Origin of the sequence: Weissella soli, assembly GCF_001761545.1 — a bacterium.
Classification (GTDB): Bacteria; Bacillota; Bacilli; order Lactobacillales; family Lactobacillaceae; genus Weissella; species Weissella soli.
In genome coordinates this window covers 1,536,437-1,561,793 of record NZ_CP017326.1, presented here as the reverse complement: position 1 = coordinate 1,561,793, position 25,357 = coordinate 1,536,437, and the positions used below count along the sequence as shown (strand labels likewise).

General features: G+C 40.6%; 16 protein-coding genes and 1 other annotated feature. Of the genes, 13 read left to right on the top strand and 3 right to left on the bottom strand.

Annotated elements, in window-relative coordinates:
• The 10 genes from WSWS_RS07540 to WSWS_RS07495 all read left to right on the top strand — a co-directional run bounded on the left by WSWS_RS07540 (window position 1) and on the right by WSWS_RS07495 (window position 14,959).
• Window positions 1-759: a hypothetical protein gene (locus WSWS_RS07540; RefSeq protein ID WP_123773685.1), complete on the top strand. Its 759-nt coding sequence runs from the start codon at window positions 1-3 to the stop codon at window positions 757-759.
• A 94-nt stretch (window positions 760-853) separates the two neighbouring features.
• Window positions 854-1,519, top strand: coding sequence for an SGNH/GDSL hydrolase family protein (locus WSWS_RS07535; protein ID WP_070230685.1), 666 nt, complete (start codon window positions 854-856; stop codon window positions 1,517-1,519).
• A gap of 89 nt (window positions 1,520-1,608) precedes the next feature.
• Window positions 1,609-6,924 (top strand): CDP-glycerol glycerophosphotransferase family protein, encoded by a 5,316-nt coding sequence (locus WSWS_RS07530; RefSeq protein ID WP_070230684.1) that lies wholly within the window; start codon window positions 1,609-1,611, stop codon window positions 6,922-6,924.
• A gap of 82 nt (window positions 6,925-7,006) precedes the next feature.
• On the top strand, window positions 7,007-8,635 hold the full coding sequence (locus WSWS_RS07525; protein WP_070230683.1) for a capsular polysaccharide synthesis protein: 1,629 nt from the start codon (window positions 7,007-7,009) through the stop codon (window positions 8,633-8,635).
• Window positions 8,635-9,420, top strand: coding sequence for a CatB-related O-acetyltransferase (locus tag WSWS_RS07520; RefSeq protein ID WP_070230682.1), 786 nt, complete (start codon window positions 8,635-8,637; stop codon window positions 9,418-9,420). Before WSWS_RS07525 ends, WSWS_RS07520 begins: the two co-directional genes overlap by 1 nt.
• Window positions 9,417-10,685, top strand: a complete 1,269-nt coding sequence (locus tag WSWS_RS07515) for a hypothetical protein (RefSeq protein ID WP_070230681.1) — start codon at window positions 9,417-9,419, stop codon at window positions 10,683-10,685. The genes WSWS_RS07520 and WSWS_RS07515 overlap by 4 nt, the downstream gene beginning before the upstream one ends.
• A gap of 21 nt (window positions 10,686-10,706) precedes the next feature.
• The gene (gene galU / locus WSWS_RS07510) at window positions 10,707-11,606 is read left to right on the top strand and encodes a UTP--glucose-1-phosphate uridylyltransferase GalU (protein WP_070230680.1); all 900 of its coding nucleotides are present in this window, start codon (window positions 10,707-10,709) and stop codon (window positions 11,604-11,606) included.
• A gap of 115 nt (window positions 11,607-11,721) precedes the next feature.
• Entirely contained in the window at window positions 11,722-12,549 is an 828-nt protein-coding gene (locus tag WSWS_RS07505; protein ID WP_164699459.1) for a LicD family protein, read from the top strand.
• 50 nt (window positions 12,550-12,599) lie between these two features.
• Window positions 12,600-12,848 (top strand) — a binding site (T-box leader).
• Window positions 12,849-12,928: 80 nt separating this feature from the next.
• A complete protein-coding gene (locus WSWS_RS07500) occupies window positions 12,929-13,756 on the top strand; it encodes a MetQ/NlpA family ABC transporter substrate-binding protein (RefSeq protein WP_070230678.1) in 828 nt (275 codons plus the stop codon).
• Window positions 13,757-13,774: 18 nt separating this feature from the next.
• Window positions 13,775-14,959, top strand: coding sequence for an aminotransferase class I/II-fold pyridoxal phosphate-dependent enzyme (locus WSWS_RS07495; protein ID WP_070230677.1), 1,185 nt, complete (start codon window positions 13,775-13,777; stop codon window positions 14,957-14,959).
• Between the two features lie 85 nt (window positions 14,960-15,044).
• On the opposite strand, the gene WSWS_RS07490 is transcribed toward WSWS_RS07495, so the two are convergent.
• Both WSWS_RS07490 and WSWS_RS07485 read right to left on the bottom strand, forming a co-directional pair.
• Window positions 15,045-18,092: a beta-galactosidase gene (locus WSWS_RS07490; protein WP_070230676.1), complete on the bottom strand. Its 3,048-nt coding sequence runs from the start codon at window positions 18,090-18,092 to the stop codon at window positions 15,045-15,047.
• An 86-nt stretch (window positions 18,093-18,178) separates the two neighbouring features.
• A complete protein-coding gene (locus tag WSWS_RS07485; RefSeq protein WP_070230675.1) occupies window positions 18,179-20,086 on the bottom strand; it encodes a sugar MFS transporter in 1,908 nt (635 codons plus the stop codon).
• 232 nt (window positions 20,087-20,318) lie between these two features.
• Here WSWS_RS07485 and WSWS_RS07480 point away from each other — a divergent pair, with 232 nt between their 5' ends.
• The 3 genes from WSWS_RS07480 (at window position 20,319) to galT (ending at window position 24,180) form a co-directional block, all read left to right on the top strand.
• A complete protein-coding gene (locus WSWS_RS07480) occupies window positions 20,319-21,347 on the top strand; it encodes a LacI family DNA-binding transcriptional regulator (RefSeq protein WP_070230674.1) in 1,029 nt (342 codons plus the stop codon).
• Window positions 21,348-21,519: 172 nt separating this feature from the next.
• Window positions 21,520-22,695, top strand: coding sequence for a galactokinase (locus WSWS_RS07475; RefSeq protein WP_070230673.1), 1,176 nt, complete (start codon window positions 21,520-21,522; stop codon window positions 22,693-22,695).
• Between the two features lie 21 nt (window positions 22,696-22,716).
• Window positions 22,717-24,180, top strand: a complete 1,464-nt coding sequence (gene galT / locus WSWS_RS07470; RefSeq protein WP_070230672.1) for a UDP-glucose--hexose-1-phosphate uridylyltransferase — start codon at window positions 22,717-22,719, stop codon at window positions 24,178-24,180.
• A 103-nt stretch (window positions 24,181-24,283) separates the two neighbouring features.
• Here the strand turns inward: galT and WSWS_RS07465 are convergent, their stop codons facing one another.
• Window positions 24,284-25,282: a DUF1002 domain-containing protein gene (locus WSWS_RS07465; RefSeq protein WP_070230671.1), complete on the bottom strand. Its 999-nt coding sequence runs from the start codon at window positions 25,280-25,282 to the stop codon at window positions 24,284-24,286.
• Window positions 25,283-25,357 lie beyond the last annotated feature (75 nt).

Sequence of the window (25,357 nt, the reverse complement as noted above, 5' to 3'; positions counted from 1 at the left end):
ATGAGAAAAGTAGTAGTAATAATTAATCAATTAAATGAGGCCTTTAAAGACACGTTGTTGACGCATTTACATCGTTTAGAAATGCGCTATCCTTCTGATCAAACACCCAGTTTCACGGTTGAAATCTTGGATAGTCGTTATCATCCGAACTATGCTGAGTTGAAGCGCCAATATGAAACATTTAAACAGGACTTTACTTACCCAGTTTCAATTAAGTCTGTTTATTTAGATCAATACTTTGTCTCAGACAAGGTTGGCAATGTGAACGGCTTTACAAATAATTTTCTTGGGACCAATTCAAAGTCAGTACGTCAAAATAAAGCTGGTAATAAAACTTTGATGGAAATCGATGGGAGCATCCGTGTGGCTATTAATCATGCCAAGAATGGTCAAACGATTCAATCTGTTGATTATGCTAATCCTGGGCAGAATCATCCCATTATGCGTGCATTAGTTAATCAAGACGGCAATATCCAAGTACTTCGTCATTTTAGTACGACGACGCGGCATCCAGAATATGATGACTATTTGGACTCTGAATTGCAAACGTTTATGAAGGTCCAATATGATTCAAAAGGTTTACGTGAATCATACCAATTCACAAAGTGGGGATTGGAAGTTGTAAATAGCGAAATGGATTTGTATATGCAATGGATTTTACCAGAAATTGATGAGGATACTATCATCATCAATTATAATCGGGATTTTGATATTCTATTTGAAACGGCGAGTAGTCAAACCAATATCTACATGGTTTAAGATGAGCGATAATTTGGAAGGGAGATCTGCAGTGGCACTTACCCCGATAAGAGTTTGGGAATACCCTAATGGACGTGGTTTGTTAAGTAGACTAATGAACCATGAACGTATGCTAGTTTTTGGTGATAGCATTGTTGCAGGACAAGAATTAGTTCGTGGGGAAACTCCATACCGAGACCTAGTTTATGCGCGTCAAGCAGCGTATAAACTAGGTGTTTATGCATATAAGAACTTAGCGGAAACTGGTGTTGGTCAGTTTAAAGGTCGACATGATTTAGATAAGCAACGTGGCTGGGTATATACCTTTAGTAATGTAATTGATCATCATAAAAGAGATATTGTGAAATCTTCATTAATCGTGATTGCCTACGGAAATAATGACTGGAAGCAGTATAATACCGACAACACTACGCATACGCTTGATGAAGTAAAGCACGAGCTATCAGAGAACATCAACAAGATTCGCCGAATCAATAAAAAAAGCGAGATCATTGGCGTATTAGAAACAAAGGCCTTCCGTAAGGGCAAAGATGCTTGGGATATGCTGGGACCCAATGGCTTTTCATATGGTGATATGGTTAATGCCTACATTGAGGTATATAAACAAGAAGGTGTACATATCTTCGACATGCGTGAATATGGTATTGGTGAAACCATTGAAGAATATGTCGATGATCGTGATCATTTTACAAAAGAAGTACATGGACGATTAGGGGATGCTTTAGTGTCATTTATTCGTGATGAAAAATTAAAAGAGTAGTCATTCAGTATGATCTCACACCAAAACTAGTGGTGTGGGTCATTTTTAAAAATAAGTTGTGTAATCAAGTTGTGGTTTTGGAGGCCGGGATGGGTATATTTAAGAAAAAAGATAGTGTACAGAAATCGGGCATTAGTATTTCAGACATGGTTGTTTTGGATAATCATTTACTTTTTAATTCCAAAACTGAAATTACAAAATTTCAAATGAACATAGTTGATAATGTGGTAGAGATACCAGTGAATAAACATGGACATAAGTATGTACTAGATCTAAGAGAAATTCTTGAGACTGTTAAACAAAAAGGCACTTTTAATATTTATGGGCTTGTAAATGATAAAGTAAGCACTCTAGTTCTAGAAAAAGGAAATTTAGAAACCGAAATTTTTCTGAAAGTGGATTTGACATCAACACTTGTCAATAAGGCTACAATCAAAATTTCCCAAAATGGGTCCGTTGCCTTACAAGTCACAAGTGTTGTCGAAAACAATGCACAAACGGCTGTTTTTAATACGCAAGCTATTGATGTAAAGAAAATTGATGGTGAATCAATATATTTTGGAATATTTAATGAAATTGCAATTCATTCGTTAAGTGACAATTCGTTTGAAATTATACGATTGCGTGATGGACAGCTATTTCTTGAAGACTTGAAACAAAAGCTTGTGAATCGTAACACGCCGGAAGGATATTATGAATTTGGCTTTTTCAATGAAGATAATGAATTTATTCTTTTTGAAAAGAGCAAGCTCAAGTTTCCTTCCATTAAGCAAATTGCAGTTGTTGGAGAATATGATAACCAAAAAAGCTATGAAGTGATTGTTGCAACTTGGGGCAAGTCAATTGGAGTTAAGGTAGAAAATTTACGAACGACCATACAGATTACAGATGAAATCGAAGTATCTAATGATGAAATTCGTATAAACGGAGCTTTTAATTCTATTTTGAGCGTGGATTTAGTAAATCGTAAAACGTTACAAGACATTGAATTACCCTTTGAAAAAATTCAAAATGGCATTCAAATTGATTTCTCTAAACTGACCGAATTGCAAGAAAATGGACGTTACAATCTATATGTCCGTACTAGCGACGGTGTTGATTATCGTATCCAAAATCCACAAAAAAAGAAGTTATCAAATTATTTAAGCTCTGAAGAAGTAAAGCTGGAGAATGGTCGTCATCTCAGCATTATGTATACATACACCGGCCGGTTAATTGTGGATATATCTAGTACTCCACTCGCCATTAGAACAAGTGATAGTAAACTAAGTGATTTGGTTTCTGTTACCAAGGTTATAAGTGACGAAACGGCAACTCGCTTTACTTTGAATAGTATGTTGCCGATTGAAGATGCTATTATTTTTGATGGTATAAATTTTCAAACAGCGAATGAAATAAATGATAATTATCTGGTTTTTGATTTAAAAAACATCCTAAAACGAACAAAGTATACGTTATATATCAAGGTTCAAGGTAACAATAATTATAGTGTTGTATCCAATAATGTAGATGACAATAAGCGTGATCATGTAATTTATGTTTTAAAAAATATGGAAGTGTTTAGCTTTGAAAAAGCTGAAGAACTTAATCTAACGACGATAGTTACATTTTATAATGTGGAAGATTATCTTGAAGAACTCTTGGAATCATTGACTCATCAGGGACTTGCGCTGACGGAGCATGAAATATTGATGATTAACGATGGTTCAAATGATCGTTCACGAGAAATTGCGGTAGCTTACCAAGATCAGTATGACAATTTCCGATTGATTGATCAGGAAAATGCTGGGTTAGGCGAGGCACGTAATACGGGTCTTGCCAATGCAAAAGGTAAATACATCAATTTTGCTGATGGAGATGATATCATAATTGAAAATGGATATCGAGAAATGTTGGATCGGGTATTAAAAACGGGTTCTGATATTATTACCGGTGGTGTTAAGCAGTATAAAAATGGAAAAGAGATTATCTCGGGTGTTTATCGTAAAATTTTTACCCATGAGATTAAGCAGACTAGTTTAGCCGAGACGCCAATTTTAGTTTATGACACAACTGCCTGGAACAAGCTATACAAGCGCAGTTGGTTCACAGCATTAGGATTCCACTTTCCAACAATGTTATATGAAGATATTCCAGTAACGGTTCCAGCCTTTTCAAAGGCTAATTCAATTGATGTATATCCAGGTACTGTATATCTTTGGCGTATTCGTAGTAATCCTAATAAGCCATCTATTACGCAACGTCGTACTGAAATATCAAATTGGAATGATCGTTTGGTGGCTATTCAAGCGGCACTTGAAGGCACTAAGAGTAACCCGGTAGCTTTGTTAGAATATCAAACTAAAGTTTTGACGATGGATTACCCTATGTATATTAAACTTCAACAGAAACTTAGTGGGGAGTACAAACGTTCCTTGCAGTCTACTGCGAAGTGGTTCTTAGAAACATTTGACAAACAAGCTATTAATCAAATGTCATACCTCGATACGTTGCGCTTACATCTAGCATCTCAGGGTGATTGGCGTAGTTTGACAGAGTTAGAGAATGATCTGAAAAATGATGTCTTCTATCCTGAAATCATTGATGGCACTGTTGTAACCAGTCAATATTCAAAAGTGGCACATCTTGAAGATTATCATTTGAAACCGGGTGATATTACCGGATGGCTAAGTGTAATTTCTGCAGAACGTCATGATGACAAGTTAATTCAACTTACGGTTGAGAGTAATATTAGTGTTAATGGCCGATTAGAACACACATTCCAAGATATGAGTGTTGCTTTAACTGTTAACAATCAAATAATTGCGGAAGGCCAATTAATAGCTGAAACCATTGAGGATATTAAGACAAAACTTATTTTTTATGTTACTCCAGAGGCAATCACCCGTGCATTGGGTGAGAGTGATACACAATTAGTTTCTGTACAGGTTAGGGTAGCAGGAGTTGAAGCGAATTTAGAAATCGTTAACCGTTACCGAGCTGCATTTGATCGGCAGACTATCAGGCAGAATGGGCATCGCATTGGACTAGGTGAAACTACCAATTTTGCTCTGATCGCATTTGATTATGTAACAACAACTAACATTGAAAAATTGAATGTTAACAATCATGAACTTATTGTTACTCTGGATAATCCAGTTAGTGGGTTGATTCTGCACAATATGGATAATAATAACGAGTATCAATTTGGCAAGATTTCTGATACACAATTCTCGTTAGCAATTTATAAAGTGAAATTCAATAGCCCCGCAACTAAACAGTTTAGATTAGAAGAAATAAATTCAACGAAAGAAATAGGAATTTCCACTTCGATTGGTAATACATATTCTGAATATAATTACCAAGCAATAAGTGTGGTTACAAATAATTTGGGACAAACAGTGATCGACTTTGATTATCGACCAGTGTTAGTTTCTGAATTTTTGGAAGCCGAGAATACTGTTGATTTGGTGGTTCTTGTACCAGAGTCTGTTATTAGGATGGTTTTTGAGGATTCTGACGTGATTTTGCGCCAGCTTAACGTACAAATACAGGATGGGCAGACTATTGAAGCAGTATTACCTGTGGGAAACATTGAACAACTTAATCACCAGTATCAGGCTACAATTAGAATTCCGAAGTCTCTGAACTTTACCGGTAATGAAACTAAAGAATTAAATTTTGTAGTGTATGATGGTGTGTTTAATAAAGTTTGGAATAGTATTGTTCGTCTGGGTAGACAGACACCTATGCAGTTAGAAAATACTACCTTTAAATTTGTTGCAGATACAACACGCAAAAATCACCCCCTGTTTATTCAAGCACAAGTGCATAGTTTTGAAAATATTTCAGATTCTATTCTTCATGAATGGAAAAAGAAGTATCGAGATTCGAATACTAAAAAACAGACCAATAATTATGCATACTTTCGTCAATTCCTACCTATTGAAGATGATGTTATCCTGTATGAATCATTCTTTGGTTCAGGTATGACAGATAATCCATATGCGGTCTTTAAGCATATACTTGAAAATGATCTTGAACAAAAGTATCTGCATGTATGGGCGGTAAAGTCACTTAAGTTAACACCTCAAATGGCACGATATATTGCGTATCCAAATGTTGTTTTTGTACAGCATAACAGTGATGCATACAGGCATTTCTTAGCTGTTGCTAAGCATATTATTGTGAACACCTCTATGATGTCATATTTTGCACGTAGAGAGGGACAACGTGTTATTCAGTTATGGCACGGTGTGCCGTTGAAGGCTTTGGGTCGTGACATGAAGACTACACGTGGAGCTAACCGCAACGTGATTCGGTCGCTTGCCCAAGCAACAACCTTTTTGAATCCTAACCTTTACACAGAGACAAAAGTCATGGATACCCTTGATTTGAAAGATATTCAAAATGTGAATCGTGTTATCGCTGCATATCCCCGTTGGGAACGTGTATTGAATGCGAAGCAAGAAAATTATTTGTTGGATGTATTAGCCAAAGAAGTTCCAATTGATACAACAAAGAAAATTGCTCTTTACGCACCAACGTGGCGGGGCGATAATAAGCAGGTTAAAAATGCAACGGCAGATTTTATTAAACAATATCAATTGATCAAAGAAAATCTTCCTGCAGATTATCAACTCGTATTAAAAGTTCATGCAAATGCGTATAAGGATCTGATCCGTTCGGGAGTTGATGTGGGACTCTTCATCCCAGAATATCTAGATGCTGCTGAGATCTTATCAGTTACGGATGTTTTGATTAGTGATTATTCAAGTATCATGTTTGATTTCTACTTAACGAAGAAACCGGTTATATCTTGGATGTATGACAAGGATGAATATGTTTCAGAACAAGGATTTTACCCTGAAATCTTTTCTGAAATGCCATGGATTGCGGACAATGAACGACAGTTAGTTTACTATTTGAACCATTTGGATGAATATGAAGCTAATGATAGTTCATTTATTTCTGATCACATTGACATGAATCATGTTCAAAATCTTTTATTTACAGATGAATTTAAAACTGAAGCTACCAAAGTAGACGTTCAACTAGTTTCTACGGACCAATTTAGAAAGAATACTAGTAAGATTCTTGAAGAAATCACTCGAGTTAACCAACACCCATTGGTACTGATGCATTATGGTGATTATTCTCAAGCAGATAATTTATTATTCTCAAAATTACCTGATGATACTCGGAATTTTTATCGCGTAGGACCAATCGTATCTTCAGAAGCTGAGTTCCTATTGCTAATGAAATATGTGAGTGGGTATAGTATCAATGATCAAGAATTGAGTGTTTTACAACAGCTTAAAGAAATCGAAATTCAACGATCACTAGGAAATATTAATGTTTCGAAAGTCTCAGCATTGGATAAAGTTAGCGCAGATTACTGGATTTCAAAATTATTAATCTTGTAATGCTTTAAATTGTTGGCGGTATGCCAACGTACATAGTTGTCAGAAGGTAAAGCCATCTTTGATGGGGCTAGGGAGAATGCATATGTACCAAATTCCTTTAAAAATTAAAAAGATCAATTTAGCACATACAACCAATATTGAGGGTTTGATAGGCTTTGATCTCACGATGCTGTCGTCGCGTGTAGAGGTAAGCGAATATCATGGTGGATTGGTTATGGAATCTGTTTCAAATGATAATGCAGACGCCTCAATTTTTCCTGGAGGGCGATCGGATACAGAGTCCGTAATGGATATCACGAAATCTTTTACGTTAGTAGCTGAGTTATCATTAGAAGAAAAAATTGTAAATAAAAGTGGGTCGGAAATTGTTGTTTCTGTTACGCCTATCTTAAAAAATGGTGAAAAGCAGTGGAACCAGTTTAAAGTTGTTCTGCCGAATAATGCACGTATGAGAAAATTTATTACTATTCCGGTTAAACCATCACCGGATTGGCAATCAGTTTTATTGCGAGTAGCCTTTAAAGGGTTATCTGATAGTGGGAAACTATTTGTTAAAAACATAGGTATCCTCGATGGATACTTTGATTTACATCCTTTAATAAATTCAACTTTAGGAAATTTACTCGAATTCTCGAGTGATGAGATTCGAGTAAAAGAGAGTATGGTTTCTCAATATCCAGAAAAGATTCAACGAATTTTATTTGATGCTGGTTTTGTATTGACTAATAAATTGGATATTGTTAGTAGTAATCAATTTGTCATTGATACAATGATTCTTCATAAAGAGAAGAAGATGGGGGAAGTGACAAAACGTATTCGAAATTCAAGCGAGACAGAATTTCCGGTGTTCGGTATTGATAGGGAAGAATTTTCACGTGAACACATTACGTGGTTGCCAGCCCGCTATGAATTACTTAAATGGTTGATTGCTAATAATAAGACCATTATTCAAAATTCTAAAATTTCTAATATGCAATTAGGGGAAGCTGAATTACAAAAACCCATTTTCATTTTTTGGGCCCAAGGCATTGAAAACGCACCTGAAATTGTAAAAACTTCAGTGAATAGGTTGAAACAACAAATATCAAAACATACAATACATGTATTAACACAAGAAAATTATCGTTATTATGTTGATTTACCTGAAGAGGTTGAAAAACTATTGCCGAATCATGTTGCACATTGGACAGATATCCTAAGAGTGGCGTTACTGGCTAAATATGGTGGTATTTGGATTGACGCAACAGTGTTTGTGGGTGATAATTTTGAGGAAAAAGTGGATGCACTTCTGGATAATAATCATGTACTAACGCCACGTTATGGGAATGTACTAAAATCACGAGGAATTTCCAATTGGTTTATTGGTATTGGCGATAATTCAGGACGCCAGTTTGTAAATATGATTTATGAGGCTCTTGTGTTGTATATCCAGACACATGATGAATTCGCTTATTACTATATGTTTCATGCTTTGTGGAATTTTATGATCCAGATAAATTCAGAAATGGGAAAAATTTGGATAGATTCACGAGGATTCTCTGCGACTGAATCTCATAGAATCCAAGCCTCTTTCTTTGAAAATAAGTCAAACGAATGGATCAATCAAATACTCAAAGATACAGTTCTTCAAAAACTCACATATAAATTTGGTAGAAATGCTAATGAACAATGGGGTATAAATACTGTAATAGCTAGAATAGGAAGAAGATAATGGTTTCATTTGTAGATAAGAATATTAAAACTGACATTGATTCATTTGCTAATGTGAAGTTTCGTATGAATTCAGAAAACATGGAATTATTCAGACAATTTAAAGTATTTACGCCGGTTGAAGGTAGTGAATATAAAATTCATGTAGATGCAAGCATTGAACCATATGCGCAATTTTATTCAAATAAGAATCTTCATTCTCTTGGAATGTTAAGTATGGTTAGAAGTCCTCTACCAATAAATACAATCGTTGGACGATATTCATCAATTGCAAATAATGTGCATGTGTTAGGAATGAACCATGATGTTACAAAGTTCACTACATCAAACATTATATATGAGCGTCACAATACACATATTAATGAGTATTTTAAAGACTTCGGTATTATTTCACAAATCGATAAATTTGACATGGGAAATTATCAGCCAGTTATCATCGGTAATGATGTTTGGATTGGAGAAGGGGTTAGCTTCGTCTCAACAGGCATCACGGTTGGTGATGGAGCTGTTGTTGCTGCCAATGCGACGGTTACGAAAGATGTACCACCATATGCCATAGTTGGAGGAGTTCCCGCACGAGTAATTAAGTATCGTTTTCCTGAAAAAGTAATTGAAAAATTAGTTCAATTAAAGTGGTGGCAGTACTCGATAGCTGAAATTCCAAATTATGATGTTAATATGCCTGTTGAGGTATTTGCATATAATTTAGAAAAGGCGGTATCTGACAATATTATTAAACCAACAGTGTTCAAGAATACGCTCACTAGTAAAGAGGTAAAACGATGACCGAGATATTTATAAAGAATATTCATCCGTTAGTTTCAAATGACTTTGAAAGAAAAATACCCCGTCAGCCTAAAGATCAACAAGAAGATTACTTAGAAAAGTACGATCTGCACTCAATATTTTATGATGTAATGATTACTGATGATAATTATCTTGCATTTGTTTCGCCACCTTTATATGGAGAATATAATATTTGGAATCTTGCAAAAATTGAAATTAATGGTCAATTAATAAATGGATCACCAGAGTTTGTTGAACACTCCAGGGTTACAAATGTTTATTATAAACTTTCAGATGAGTATGGTAATGCGTTGAGGGCCCAAAATAAAGCTGTTGTTGATTTTGAGCTTGGAAATGCAAGGGGTAAATTTGAAGTCGATACGAAAGATTTTGAATTATTGCGAGGTCATAATGTTTTTGGATCAATGACTAAGGATACAGAACTCACATGGTTACATGACTGGGTAGAATACCATGTACGGGTAGATAAATTTGATGCGTTAATTCTATTTGATAATAATTCATCGAAGTATATGATTACAGAAATGTCAACTTGTCTGGCAGACATTCCAAAACTCAAAAAATTAATTATTGTACCTTATACAGTTAAATTTGGTCCGGTAGCAAAACCTGGTGTACCTATCTACGATTCTGATTACGGACAATATACAGCTTTGGAAATGGCACATCAACGCTTCTTACCACAAGCGAAAACCTTTACTCATGTTGATACAGATGAATATATATTTCCTCTAGAAAAAGGTAATGGTATCATTGATTCAGTACTTTCCTCGGAATCAGCAGAATTAACTCTTCTGGGGTATAATGTACTGCCCATTTTTGATGAAAAAAATATCAAGAAACCACTTAATGAATTGCGTGTATATGATTTTAAATATAACAACATCAATAATACTCCATATAAATATCCTATTAATGATGTTAACGTTAATTTAAAAAATTTTGGAGCACGTAAATATATTGTTGATTTAACGCGCACACCACGAGATGTCCAGCTTGGGGTTCATGCACCATATAAATGGATTACAACCTCAAGAAAAATACTCAATAATGTAGGATCTGCATTTATATTAGATAGATATACTAATGTAAAGATAGCTACCAATTTCTCGATAAATCATTATAGAGTTTTATCTGCGTCAAGTTGGAAGTCATCTCCAAAGCGGTATCTTTACAAAATAGATTCTCCTATAGATATCCCTATGGATTATATTAATGAATTGATTAATCCTAATAATAATTAACTATGTAGAAAAAATAATGAAGTGAGTTTAAGAGAAAAATTAGTTACGAAAAAAGTACGTAAAGCTGTTATCCCAGCTGCAGGGTTGGGGACACGTTTTTTGCCTGTTACTAAGGCATTAGCTAAGGAAATGTTGCCGATTGTTGATAAGCCAACGATTCAATTTATCATTGAAGAAGCGTTGGCCTCAGGTATCGAAGACATCGTGATCGTGGATGGTAAGTCAAAGCGTTCAATTGAAGATCACTTTGATTCAAATCCTGAGTTGGAAAACAACTTGAAAGAAAAGGGAAAGGACGAGTTGTTGAAGATTGTTGAAGAAACAACGGATATCAACTTGTACTTCATTCGTCAATCACACCCACGTGGTTTGGGTGACGCCGTATTGACTGCTAAAGCCTTTATCGGTGACGAACCTTTCGTGGTCATGTTAGGTGATGATTTGATGACTGACGAAGTACCTTTGACCAAGCAATTGATTGATCGTTACGAGCAAACGGGTGATTCAACATTGGCTGTTATGCGGGTACCGCATGAGCAAGTCTCTGAATATGGGGTAATCAACCCTGAAGCTGAAGTCAGCGATGGCCTCTTCAAAGTGACCTCATTCGTTGAAAAGCCTAAACCAGAAGATGCTCCTTCTGATTTGGCAATCATTGGTCGTTACTTGCTAACGCCAGAGATTTTCGAAGAACTAGAGCACACAGCTCCTGGTAAGGGTAATGAAATTCAATTAACGGATGCGATTGATTCATTGAATCAACGGCAACACGTCTATGCCCATGAATTCAAGGGTAAGCGATTTGATGTCGGTTCAAAGATTGGTTTTTTGATGACCAATATTGAATTTGGTTTGGAGCACCCACAAACAAAGGATGCTTTGAAGCAATATATTAAGGATTTAGCGGCCACTTTGGACTAAATCAATTGAATCGTTTACGTGAATATGTCAGATTTACGTATGTATTGAAATGTGTTTCTGCTAAGATATTTAGTAGGAACACATTTTATTTTGGAATTTAATGGTGTATAAAACGATGACGGCAATTGAAGAACAAGCGACAGAATTTATTTCACTAACTGATATTCAAGCGGAAATGCTGAATATCATGAAAGACGTGATTCGATTTTTTGATGAACAACACATTAATTATGTGGTTACTGGTGGTACGGCCCTGGGTGCGGTCCGGCATCAGGGATTCATTCCTTGGGATGATGACGCAGATATTGCGTTAGCACGCGACGACTATGAATTCTTTGTGAAACATTATAGACCGGGATCAGAAGCGTGGGAGCTGCTTAGCCTAGAACATACTGACAACTGGTATTACTCATATGCTCGGGTAGCGAACACACACACTATGGCAGTGACTGAGTGGGCAAAGGTTAATAACGGTATTTACATCGATATTTTCCCCATTGATGCGCTGCCAACAAGCAAGTTCGGTCAACGAGTGAAGTATGGACAAATGAAGTATCTAGATTTGATGCGTAATAGTACGCGTCGGTTAGCTATTCGACGTGAAGAACCATATTGGTATTTGAAGTGGTTGTTTATTCTATTAGCAAAGATACATACAACTAATCAATGGGCACGCCGGCAAAGTAGTTTAGCCAAGCATACTAATGCTAAGTATCATCGCAGGTCAACTGCACGCAGTTTGTATGTTGTGCAGGGAATAAATGGGATGCGCGAAATTTTTCCGACAACAACATTTGATCATACGGTGTTCATGCCATTTGAGGACACACAAGTTAAAGTCCCAGCCGATTATGAAAAATATTTAACTCAGCTATATGGTGACTGGCAGGTAATACCAACGGGGGAAGAGCGGAAATCACATGCTAAATTTGTGCATGTTTAAAAGCATCAATCTAGTTGACAAAATCCTAATCACAATTTAATATAGTTCTCATAAACAAAAAGAACAGAAGAGTACCGCTTCTACAACGCTCAAGAGAGACATCGTTTGGTGAGAGATGTTGCGTGATGGATGCGCGAAGATGGTCTGGGATTGGCATTGATGAATTTTTCAGTCAATGACGGGATGGTCTACGTTATCGGACACGCGAATCGGCAGGATAATCCTGCCCGCTCGTTAGGGAGGCTCATGTTGTAAATCATGGGTGAAGTAGAATGGTATCACGAGGAATCGTTTCTACACGCAAAGGCTTTGGCTTTTGTGTGTAGGGATGGTTCCTTTTTTCTGTTTAAAAGCAAATGAGGATTAGAGGTATAGCAGTATGGTAAGTAAGGCAGTTACGTATGGCATTATTGGCGTGGTGGCAGTTGGTGCAATTGGATTTGGTGTCTCGCATGTCGCTGGCAACAAGACGGAAAAGGTTGTCACGGTTGGAATCGTGGGTACAGCTGATAATGATTTGTGGAAGATTGCAGCTGACACCGCGAAAGAAAAGTATAACATCACGTTGAAGACGAAGCAGTTTACAGATTACAATCAACCAAACATTGCATTGAAGAATGGTTCGATTGATTTGAATGCATATCAAAATCAAGTGTTCTTAACGAATTGGAACAAGGCAAATGGGCATGCACTTAAGTTAATTGGCCGTACCGTGTTTACGCCACTACGCTTCTACGATAAGAATGCATCAAAGGTATCAGAAGTTAAGGATGGGCAGACAATTGCTGTGCCAAACGATGCTACGAACGAAGGCCGTGCTTTGCAATTATTGCAGTCAGCTGGGTTGATTAAGATTAAAGCGGGGGTCGCTTTACCAACACTCAAAGACATTGTTGAAAATAAGAAACACCTAGTTATTAAAGAAGTCGCCGCTGATCAAACTCCTGCAGCGTATAAGTCAGCTGGAGCTGCGGTGATTAATACTAACTTTGCCAAAGATGCCAAGATTGATTTGCAATCAGCGATTTATGTGGAGCCGGTTACCAGCACATCAAACAAGTGGTACATCCAATTTGCAGCCACTAACAAGAATGTCAACAAGAAGCTGTACAAAGAAGTGGTGAAGTCTTTCCAAACAGCTAAGGCTGAGAAGTGGCTCGAGAAGACATGGGGTGATGCGGAGCAACCTGCTTGGACGCTGAAGTAGTTAGTGCGGGAGGCACGTATGATTCAAGTAAAACCTAGTTTGGTCACCCAGGCAAACCCGCTGGTACAAGGGACATCAACGAATGCTATTTTAGCCTTTTCTAACGAATTGAAGACGATCGCAGGGATCATTAACCTGGCAATCGGTGAACCAGATTTTAATACGCCCGAGCATATTAAACAAGCCGCTATCCATGATGTATTAGCGAATGATTCGCATTATGGACCATATGATGGGACGGTCACGTTGCGAGAAAATGCTGCGCGGTTTCTCAATAAACATTATGGTACGCAGTATGAAGCTAGTGAAATAATGGCAACGGTTGGCGTCACGGAGGCAATCTATGCAACGTTCAAAGCACTTTTGAATCCAGGGGATGCAGTCTTGATTCCGACGCCAAACTTTCCACAATATGGCATTGGCGTAACGTTTAACGGGGGCCAGGTGGTGAACGTTGATACTAGCACGACCGGGTTTAAGTTGACGGCCACAGACTTGGAGGTTGCTTTGCAGACGCATCCCCAAATCAAAGCGGTTATCATCACTTCACCCGGTAATCCGACCGGCGTCGTTTATACCGAAAGTGAATTACAGACATTGGTGGCGGTGTTACGAGCATATGATGTCTATGTGATTTCAGATGAAATCTATTCAGAGTTGGTCTACGACAATAGACACGTGTCATTAGCGGCGTTGTTACCGGAGCAAACTATTTTATTTAACGGTGTCTCGAAGACGCATGCGATGACCGGTTACCGGATTGGTATCATTGCTGCTCCGCAAGTCATTCGTGATCAGATCGGAGTGGTGCATCAACTGATCGTGGCGGCTTTGCCAAACGCCAGTGTCGCCGCTGCGGCCGAGGCCTTTGGGGCCGGTGCAGATGATGCAGTGACGACGGGGATGAAGGCTGAATATCAGAAAAGGCGCGATATGCTGGTAGCCGTGCTGGATGAATTGCACCTGGTCTATGCGCAACCAGCGGGGGCCTTCTATCTATGGTTCAAAGCACCTGAGAGTCTAGGCGATGATGATTGGCAATTAGCCCGTGATCTAGCACATACGCAACAATTAGGATTGATGCCAGGAAGTGCCTTTGGTGACGGCGGGGCAGGTTGGTTACGGATATCATATGCTGCTTCGACAGCCGATATCTTGGAAGCTGGGCAACGATTACGGGCGTATTTTGGGACATTGAAGTAAAATTATCATCATCAAGCAAGCTTACAAATAATCATGAAAAAACGGCTGAAGTCATTCACTGACTTCAGTCGTTTTTGCTAATTATTTAATCTTGCATGGCTAGGGTCACACCATAGTGGTAGTGCTCCGCAGTTAATAGATATTCCGGAGCGACACTAGGACTCCATGAATCATCGCCACCAACGCCCATGTGATAGCCATCAATGTTAAGCCAAACTCCTGGTTCAGCATGTAATTCATGACGATGCTTAGCCTGATGGAGTTGCGCCTGACTGTACTCTAGCACATTGAAATCAAATGGTTGACGATGCAACGCCGTCACCTGCAAGCTACCCACGGTGACATTGGCGACCTCAGTCCGCAGACCATTATCGCTTGGGAAAACGTAGGGTGTGTAGAAGTCGGCCAGTGGCAAGTCAAATGGGGCACGAATGGCTGCGGCTTGCCGGTCTGGATAGTTCTCAAAGGGACCGTTACCGTAATAGTGCACACGCTCTGGTTTGTCTGCTAATTGGAGAGTTAACCCGATTCGTGCCGGTGCAGGGGCACTTGTTTGGCGAGTCACATCGACTTCGATATCGACACGCCCATCACCATGCACGGCGTACTGCTTAGTCACGGTAAATAAGGTGCTCACAGTGTGATGGTAGGTGTGTTGCGTATTCACGTAGACGAGATCGTCACGTACGGGAACAATGTCAAAAGCGATCAAGTTCTTCGTTAATTCATACATGCCGGCCGCTTGCCAACGTTCATACCATGAATTAGGATCAACATGCTCAACCTCAGAGACACCAATATCATTGTCCAAAGGGGCGCGGGTAAACTGATCGGCCAACGGGTGCAGCAATTTGTCTGCGCCAGCCACCGTCCATTGCGTTAACTCACCAGATGTGGCGTCAAAATGGATGCGTTGTTCACCTAGGACAATGTCAGATCCTGCCACCACTATCGTTGCACCAGGTGTAGCCGTAGTTGCGATGATGTTGTTGGCAGCGTTGATACGGAATTGTTCATGCGCCACTTCAAAGTCAGCCGGCACCAGTGCCGTGTCTGTAGCTGTGTGCACCGTTAGATTGATGACAATGTCTTGGCTGTAGTCTAAATCAGTTGGTAAGGCAATTGCCAGTGTTTCAGCTGGTGCCAAAGTCAGCGTGATGGTGTCCGTGAACACTGCATTACCGGCCACCAAAATAGTATATGTCAACACATCGGTTGCCTGTTTAAACAAGAATTCAGATTGGACAGTGAAGCCTGTAGCCACGCCTTGTGGATTACGTTGCAACTTAAATTGATAATATTGTTGCGCATACTTCACTTCTTGTAGAGCTGGTTTAGGTGTACGGTCGGGGAAGAGTAAGCCATCTAAACTAAATTGGCGATCATTTGGTGTGTCACCAAAATCGCCACCATAGGCATACCAACTCGTACCATCTGCCTCGGTTTTTAGTAAGCCTTGATCAACCCAATCCCAGATAAAACCACCTTGTAGGCGAGGATATTTGCGGAAAGCATCCCAATACTTCATGAAACCACCTAAACTGTTACCCATGCTGTGTGCATACTCAACTAAAATAAGCGGGCGTTGCTCACCAGGCAGGCCAATCCATTTCTTTAATGACCATTTAGGCACGCTTGGATCGGGTTGGTCTTGTTCCACTCGGGCATACATGGGTGCAATAATATCCGTAGCTGGTGAATTGGCACCGCCCCCTTCATACATCACAGGTCGACTAGGATCTGTTTGCTTCAACCAGTTGTATAAGGCTGCATGATTGTGGCCATAGCCAGACTCGTTACCCAGCGACCAAATGATGACTGATGGGTGATTGAAATCACGCTGGACCATGCGCGTCACCCGTTCACTCATCAGCGGTAAATAACGTGGGTCATTGGTGAGGGTGTTCATTGGGGTCATGCCATGTGTTTCGATATTGGCTTCATCCACTAGATATAGACCGTATTCATCAGCCAATTCATACCAACGTTGAGCATTGGGATAATGTGACAGACGGACCGCGTTGAAATTATTTTGCTTCATCAGCGTCATATCTTGGCGCATGGTTGCTTCATCCACATAATAACCGGTCGTGGCGGTAAATTCATGCTTATTCACACCACGAATTAGGACTGCCTGACCATTGACCAGTAATTGACCATTTTCAATGCTGACTTGGCGGATGCCAACGGGTTGCCTGACCGTATGGCGTACATTGCCGGCATCATCTAGTAATGATAATTGCAAATCATATAGATACGGTGTTTCATCGGACCAAAGTTTTGGCTGACGTACTGGTAAAGTGATCGTAAAGTGCTTTTGGTCGTAACCGCGTTCATCGACCACTTGCGTATCAATGCCTTGCTTATCAGTGACGACCAGCTCTTCATGATCATATAGAGCAGCTTGAACCTGATAGCCAGAAGCATCGGCAATATTGGTAAAGGCCTTAATCACGACCTTAGCATCATCAAAGTCGGCGTCCAGATCGGTGTTAATCGTAAAATCGGCTAAACGCACGGTGGGGAGGTGGTGCAACTCAACATCGCGGAAGATGCCTGACATACGCCACATGTCTTGATCTTCAAAATAGGTACCTTTTGACCAGCGCAAGACCAATACTTTGATAACATTAGCACCGGCAACTAAACTAGCTGAAAGATCAAATTCGGCCGGTAACCGACTATCTTCTGAGTAACCAATCCAAGTACCATTAACCCAGAGATAGAATGCAGAGCCCACACCATGGAAAGTGATATGGGTTTCGCCAGTGGCTAACCATTCTGCTGGCAAATCAAACACGTGGGTATAGGCCCCGACAGGATTATCGGCTGGTACGAACGGTGGCGTCACCGGAATTGGGTAGGCAACATTGGTGTAAATTGGGGCATCATAGCCCGCTAATTGCCAGTTGCTGGGTACTGGAATGAGGTCTGTGCTTACAAAATCATCATCCAACCAGGCCGCCGGTACCTCGTTAATATTCTTGAAATACTGGAATTGCCAGTGACCGTTTAATGAGTGTGGCGTCTCGTCGTAAGTCATTTTAGTATGCATTGGTAGCCGATTGACATGCAAGACACCTGGGTTTTCCCAATCCTTGCGGGCGATAATTTGATCAAAGTTGTCGGTCATGTGCTGGTCCTCCTCCTGAATGAAACAACAGGTTGCTTCAATATAACAAACAAAGCGGGTGACGAATTGCGTCACCCGCCATGCTACTAATTATTAGTAATGGTTAAAATACGATCTGATGCCGTTACCAGTCCAGTTGATTGTTCAGCCGTAATCGCTGTCAAATCAGCTGCATTGGTAATTGTCACAATCACAATATCATCATAACCAGCATCACGAATAGCTGGTTGGTAGAATTCCATAATCAAGTCGCCAGCTTCAACGTGTTGACCTTGATCAACAAAGTTGACGAAGCCGGTTCCTTGCATGTTCACCGTACCGACTCCAACGTGAATCAAAGCGGTGACACCCGTGTCAGAAACGAGACCCAAGGCATGTCGGGTCGTAAAGGTAGCCCGAACCGTACCGCTGAATGGTGCAAAGACTTGTCCATCCGTTGGCTTGATACCAAAGCCAGGGCCGAGTTCACCGGAAGCAAATTTTGGATCTGAAACAGATTCCAAAGGCACTAACTCACCTGCAACTGGTGCGTAGAAAGGTGTGGTTGTCAGAGCAATGCTCGTGTCTTCAACAGTCACTTCCTTACCCCAAGTTTGCTCAAGTTGGTCGACGATGTCTGCATGCATCTTCTCGTCCAACTTAACCTTACGCCAGAACACAAATGTTCCAAACAGAATCAAGATGACTGGGACACCAAACATCATAAACTTAAAGATCGTCACGCCATGATCAGTCACTGTCTTAGAAGTGGCGCCGGCAGTCATACCAGCCCAAACGGCAGTCAAACCAACGACTAGGTTCGAAAGTGCGCCACCAAGCTTATCAAGCAATGGACGAACTGACAAAGTCAAAGATTCGTCACGGTGACCAATCTTTAATTGCCCATACTCAACCGAGTCCGTCAAAGTCATCAAGACAACCAAGAAAATTAATGGTTGTGGAATGAAGAAGAGTTCAGCAGCTAAGATGATCATCCAGAGGTTTGTGCCGGCAGTCAAGAAGATACCGATACCAATCATCAGAATGACGATGGCAATGAAGAAAACGTTACGACGGTTAAACTTTTGCGCCATTGGTGGGAATGCCAAAACGGCAAACAAACCAACAAAGGTGTTAATTGTTGCTAAAATTGAGAACTGTGACGCATTACCCAAGATGTACGTAAAGTAGTACAGTTCTAGTGAATTAGTGATTTGAATACCGGCCGTGTAAGCGGCATAAGAGAGTGATAACCACATTAATTGGTCATTCTTCAACAGCACACCGAAGACGTCTTTAATAGAAGTCTTTTTGGTGTTCTTACGTAGATCTGAGTCAACTTCTTTAGTTCCCCAGGCAACGCCTAAGGCCGTAATCCATGATGCTAAGGCAATCATCAAACCGAAGGCAAACCAACCGCGGTTATCACCTTGACCGTTGTTTGAATTGATTGAGAAGAACAAGATGAATGGCATCACGATGACACCGACGATGTTACCACCAATGGTTGAACCAACACGGGCCCAAGTAGCTGTCTTTTCACGTTCACGTGAATCAAATGACAAGGCAGGAATCATCGACCAAAAACCGATATCCTTAAATGAATAGAAAATATCCATTGTAATATAGAGTACGGCGAATAAAATCAGGTACAAAGTTGGGTTTGACTTGTTCAAACCACCTAAATCGGTAAACAAGAGCGCCAAGGCGATTGAACCGATGGTCGCACCGACCACAATCCAAGGCTTGAAGTGGCCCCAACGTGTTTGCGTGTTGTCGATGGTATTTCCAATAAATGGATCAATGGCTAATTCGACGAAACGCAAACCAGCGATAATCAGGGTAATTAACCCGATCATCTTAGTTCCCTCAGCACTGCTATCTCCAGTGAAAAGGTGCGAGGTCACGAACATAATGAAATATGTTCCGAGTGTCGCATAAAACATGTCGTGTCCGAATGCACCTATCGAGTAGGTCAGTCGTGACTTAACAGGCACTTTATTAATCTTTTCCATAATACTTCCCTCAAAATAAGCTCAATCCCGTAAGCTGCTGCTACTACATGTGTTTAAATAAAGTTGGAATCTTTCACAACTATCATAGTAAGCGCTTACATTTTTTTGAACAATAGCGTTCTAACTAAATGTTTACCTTGTGAATTATTGCTATAACGGGCAATTAAGTTGTAATCTGGGCAATTTATCGTTAAAATTTACCTTAGTAAACATTTACCAGGAGGTTGAGCAGATGGTGACAATTCGTCAAATTGCGGAAGAAGCGCGGGTTTCAGCGGCCACGGTTTCGCGTATTTTGAATGCAGATACAACTTTGTCAGTGACGGATGAGACGCGGGAACGTGTCAATCGCATTGCCAATAAATACAATTATCGCACGCGTCAACAGAAGAAAGCGCCTGATAAGCATCATTTTTCAGTGGCTCTATTGATGAGTCATTCATTGGAGCGTGAAAATAATGATGACTATTGGCGACACATTAAACAAGGCATCTATGAAGAGGCACAGCGGCGGGGGATTAATGTGGCCTACTCAGCTCGTTTCATCGAAGGGGTTGATTTGTCACGCTTGCGCAATTACGATGCCTTGATTGTGACGGGTCCAATTTCACGGGCGGCGGTTTATGAGCTCAAAGCGATCAATCAAAATATTGTGTTGGTTGATGCTGGTGGTGTGCACTATGACGATATCGACGATGTGACCCCTAATTTAGGGTCAATGACCCGGCGTATTTTAGATGAACTACGGTCTACGGCTCAGCCAAATATTGCTTTAGTGACCGGACAAAATGATCTGGTTGATTTAGATGGGCAAGTGCGGCAAGTCGCTGAAGATATTCGTACCACTACCTATTATCAGTGGTGCCGTGAGCATCGATTGACACCAATTGTAAAATCGGGGTCTTGGGATCCTCAGTTTGGGGTTGATGCTGCTGAGGAACTAATGCACGAAGCCCCAAAATTGGATGCAATTGTTGTAGCTTCGGATCCATTGGCTGTGGGGGTACTTAAAGTATTAAAAGAGTATAATCTTGTACCTGGTAAGGACATTAGTGTGGTTTCATTTGGTGATTTAGAATTAGTTAATTACATTGCGCCACTCCTCACGACGGTACGTTTGGAACACTTTAAGATTGGCCATGCGGCAGTCCGATTAGCAGAAGACTTGGCGCGGAAGAATCGTGATTGGGTCAGTTGGGTGACCATTCCGACACAGTTGATTTATCGGGAAACGTTTACTAAGAAACAAATTAAGCGCTAAGCTGGGCCAGGATGGGTTTGCCAAGCCAACCATCTGCAGTGGCTTATTTTCGGGTTTGCATTCGAGAAACAAAATGGTAAACTAATGGTGTTGTTTAGTAAATTATATGATTAATTGTGTTTGAGGTGAGTTGGAATCTTTAATCAATACACAAAAACAAGGGGTTAAAATCATGGATAATCAAATATTTACTGAGTTAGAAGGAACTTTTGCTGATAAATTTGGCCACCAGCCAGCCCACCATTTCTTTTCACCTGGGCGGGTGAATTTAATTGGTGAGCACACTGATTATAATGGTGGTCACGTTTTTCCAGCTGCAATTACAATTGGCACATTTGGTGTGGCTAGTAGTCGTGAAGATAATTTGGTCAAAGTTTATTCCTTAAACTTTCCTGATCAAGGCGTTGTTACATTCGATATCAACGATGAAGAAAAATTGGCAGGAAATGCATGGCCAAACTTTATTAAGGGTTTGTTGATTGAATTGCGTGCTGAAGGTTACAGCTTCGATCATGGGTTTGAGTTGGCCGTTAATGGTACAATTCCAACAGCGTCAGGTTTGTCATCATCATCATCACTTGAATTGTTGATTAGTGTTGTCTTGGATCGTCTGTTTGCCTTAGACGTGCCACGTTTGACCATGGTCCAAGTGAGCCAACGTGATGAAAACCACTACATCGGTGTGCAAACCGGTATCATGGATCAATTTGCGATCGGGTTTGGGGAAGCTGAAAAGGCTATCTATCTCGATACCAATACGTTGGAGTATGAGTTAGTGCCGGCGATTTTCGGTGATAATGTCATCGTCATTATGAACACAAATAAGCCACGGGCGTTGACGGAATCAAAGTATGATGAACGCGTTGCTCAAACCAAGGAAGCGTTAGCACGTCTTCAAACCAAGTTGGATATCCAAAATTTGGGTGAATTAGACAAGGCAACCTTTGATGCTAATACTGACTTGATTGATGACGAATTGTTGATTAAGCGTGGTCGACATGCTGTGTATGAAAACATTCGTGCTAAGGAAGCTGTGGCAGCCTTGAAGGCTAATGATTTGGTATTGTTTGGACAATTAATCAACGATTCACACGCATCATTGAAAGATGATTATGAGGTCACCGGTATCGAATTGGATACTTTGGCTGAAACCGCGCAACAAGTTCCCGGAGTATTGGGTGCTCGTATGACTGGTGCCGGCTTTGGTGGAACGGCCATCGCCTTAGTTAACAAGGATGAAGTGGCGCACCTGGAAGCCATTGTCGCTGCTAAGTATGAAGAGGTTGTGGGTTACGCACCATCATTTTATGTGGCTGAAATTGGTGATGGCGCTAAGGCGCTTGATTAATTTGAGGCGTAGTTTGGGAGTATGATTATGAAGAATGTCGCACAAATATTTGCGGAATTAGTCATCGCAAAAAGCCCATTTCTAGAAGAGCTAGATGAGTTGGTGGTGACCAATCAAGTCTATGCACTAGTTGGCTTAACACATGAGCCAGCGAAGGAGACGCATGACTTACTGGCATTGCGGGATCAACTCGTTGAAGTTGCGATTACCAATAAAACGATTGCCGATTCATTAACCGATCGTGAAATTTTAGGTTCAAAATTGATGGCCTTGTTGGCACCCTATCCGAGTCAAGTCAATCGCCAGTTCTGGAATGATTATCGGGTGACCCCGCGCTTGGCTACTGATAATTATTTCAATTTCGCCAAGACAACGGATTACATTAAAACCCAAGCCATCGCACAAAATATCGCATATACGGTACCAAGTGCGTACGGTCAAATTCAAATTACGATTAATTTGTCTAAGCCGGAAAAAGATCCTAAGGCGATTGCCGCGGCCGGAAAAACCCGATCAGTGACCTATCCCATGTGTGTTTTATGTATGGAAAATGAAGGCTACGCTGGCCATTTGGGATGGGCAGCCCGTTCCGAGCATCGGATTGTGCGGGTACCTTTGAACGGCGAAACTTGGGGCATGCAATATTCACCATATGCTTATTTCAATGAGCATGCGATTTTCATCGCTCCAGAGCACCGTAATATGCATATTGATGCGACGAACTTTGTGAATTTATTGACCTTAGTGACTAAATTTCCAGAGTACTTTGTGGGTTCAAACGCCGATTTGCCAATTGTTGGGGGTTCATTATTGAGCCATGATCACTATCAAGGTGGTCGCCATGAATTTCCGATGGCGCTGGCCCCAATTGAGAAGGTGATCACGATACCTGGCTTTAATATCGAAGCAGGAATTGTGAAGTGGCCCATGAGCGTGTTACGGTTGCGTAGCACGAACAGTGACACATTAGTTAAGGCAGCAACGCATGTATTGACGCGGTGGCAAGCCTATTCAGATGAAACGGTGCAAGTCCAGGCGGTGGATGCTCAGGGTGTCCAACACCATACGATTACGCCAATTGCGCGGATGCGTGATGGCCAATATGAGTTGGACTTGGTTTTGCGTGATAACAATGTGTCTGCTGAACACCCTGATGGTATCTTTCATCCCCATCAAGATGTGCAACACATCAAGAAGGAAAATATTGGCTTGATTGAAGTTATGGGATTGGCTATTTTGCCGGCCCGGTTAAAGTCAGAATTATTTGATGTGCAGCGCTATGTTTTGGGTGAAGTCGATTTTGTTAAGGAATATCACCAAGCGTGGGCCGATGAATTAAAGGCTAACTATCACGGGGAAGCTGTTGATGAGTATGTGCGCAATGCGGTTGGGCAAGTGTTTGTGCGAGTACTGGAGGATGCTGGTGTCTTCAAACGTGATTCCGTAGGCCAACATGCCTTTGCGCGCTTTGTGGCTAGCTTATAGTATTAAAAATGAAACTCCCGTTAGCAACGTTGCTAACGGGAGTTTTTTAGTTAATGAAATTAAATTTAGCCAACTAGCAACGTGCTCAGTACGCACTTGATGACTAATTTTTAGAAAAAATACTCTGAATCCAAATTTTCACAGGATTCACCACATGTTCAACGAACCAATTTGTAGCTTGTTTAGCATCAGCAGAATTGGCAAAATCTTTGGCCTTAGCCATCAGATCACCGGTTGAATTTTTCAGCTTATCGGCCAAATTTTGTGCGTTTTCAACGAATGACTTTGAATCCGAGATTGGCGCATTAACCACCAGTTTTAAGGAATTCACAATGGCGGTTTTTGCGGTGTCAGAAGTTTGATCAGCGATACCTTGCTTTTCAAGGTTTGTATTCAATGTGTTGCCAATAATATTCAAGGTAATCGTGGTACCAGCCTGCTTTTTCTCGGCTAAATCAGCGGAGGTGTCAGTCACCGCTGACGTCAGCTTACCAGGATAAGACTTGTCATCAGAATTGTCAGCAATGGCGTCTGACGTGGCTGAAAGTACTGAATTAGCGGCTTGTGTGTTTTCCTCGTTCAAACTAATACCATCCGCGGCCAGCGCCTTATAGACACCGGCTAAAGCAGCTTCGCCAGTGACGGATTTATCTGAGGTCACGTTGATGATAATATCATTGACACCGGCCATGGTGGCGGCCATCGCATACTGCTGTGAAGTGACGGTGGTGATGTTATTTTGACCATCATAATCTTTGATATTGACTAACGTACCAGCACCAGTGGTTGCTGGTGTGAGCGAAACTGAACTGATCATGGTACTGTCTGCTACACCTGAAAGACCGATATATGATGCGTCAGTCCCGGTGGTTGTTAGTGCCGTGTAATCGTTGGTTGCCCCAAGGACGTTAGCAATTTCGGTGTGGTTAGAGGCACCAGCGCCATACACAATATAAGATTTTGAAAGAGCGGTTGTTTGGACATTGGTTGAACTGGTGCTACTGCTTGAACTATCGGCAGCGAAAACACGCGTCGTTGTTGCTACTGCAGTAGTTAGTGAACCAATAATGAGTAAGGCTGTGAGCCCCTTAGTTAATTTCATAAGCATCCCCTTTGATTAACATTGCTAATATTGTAACACAAATGAAACAATCATGTTGATCGCACCACCAACAAA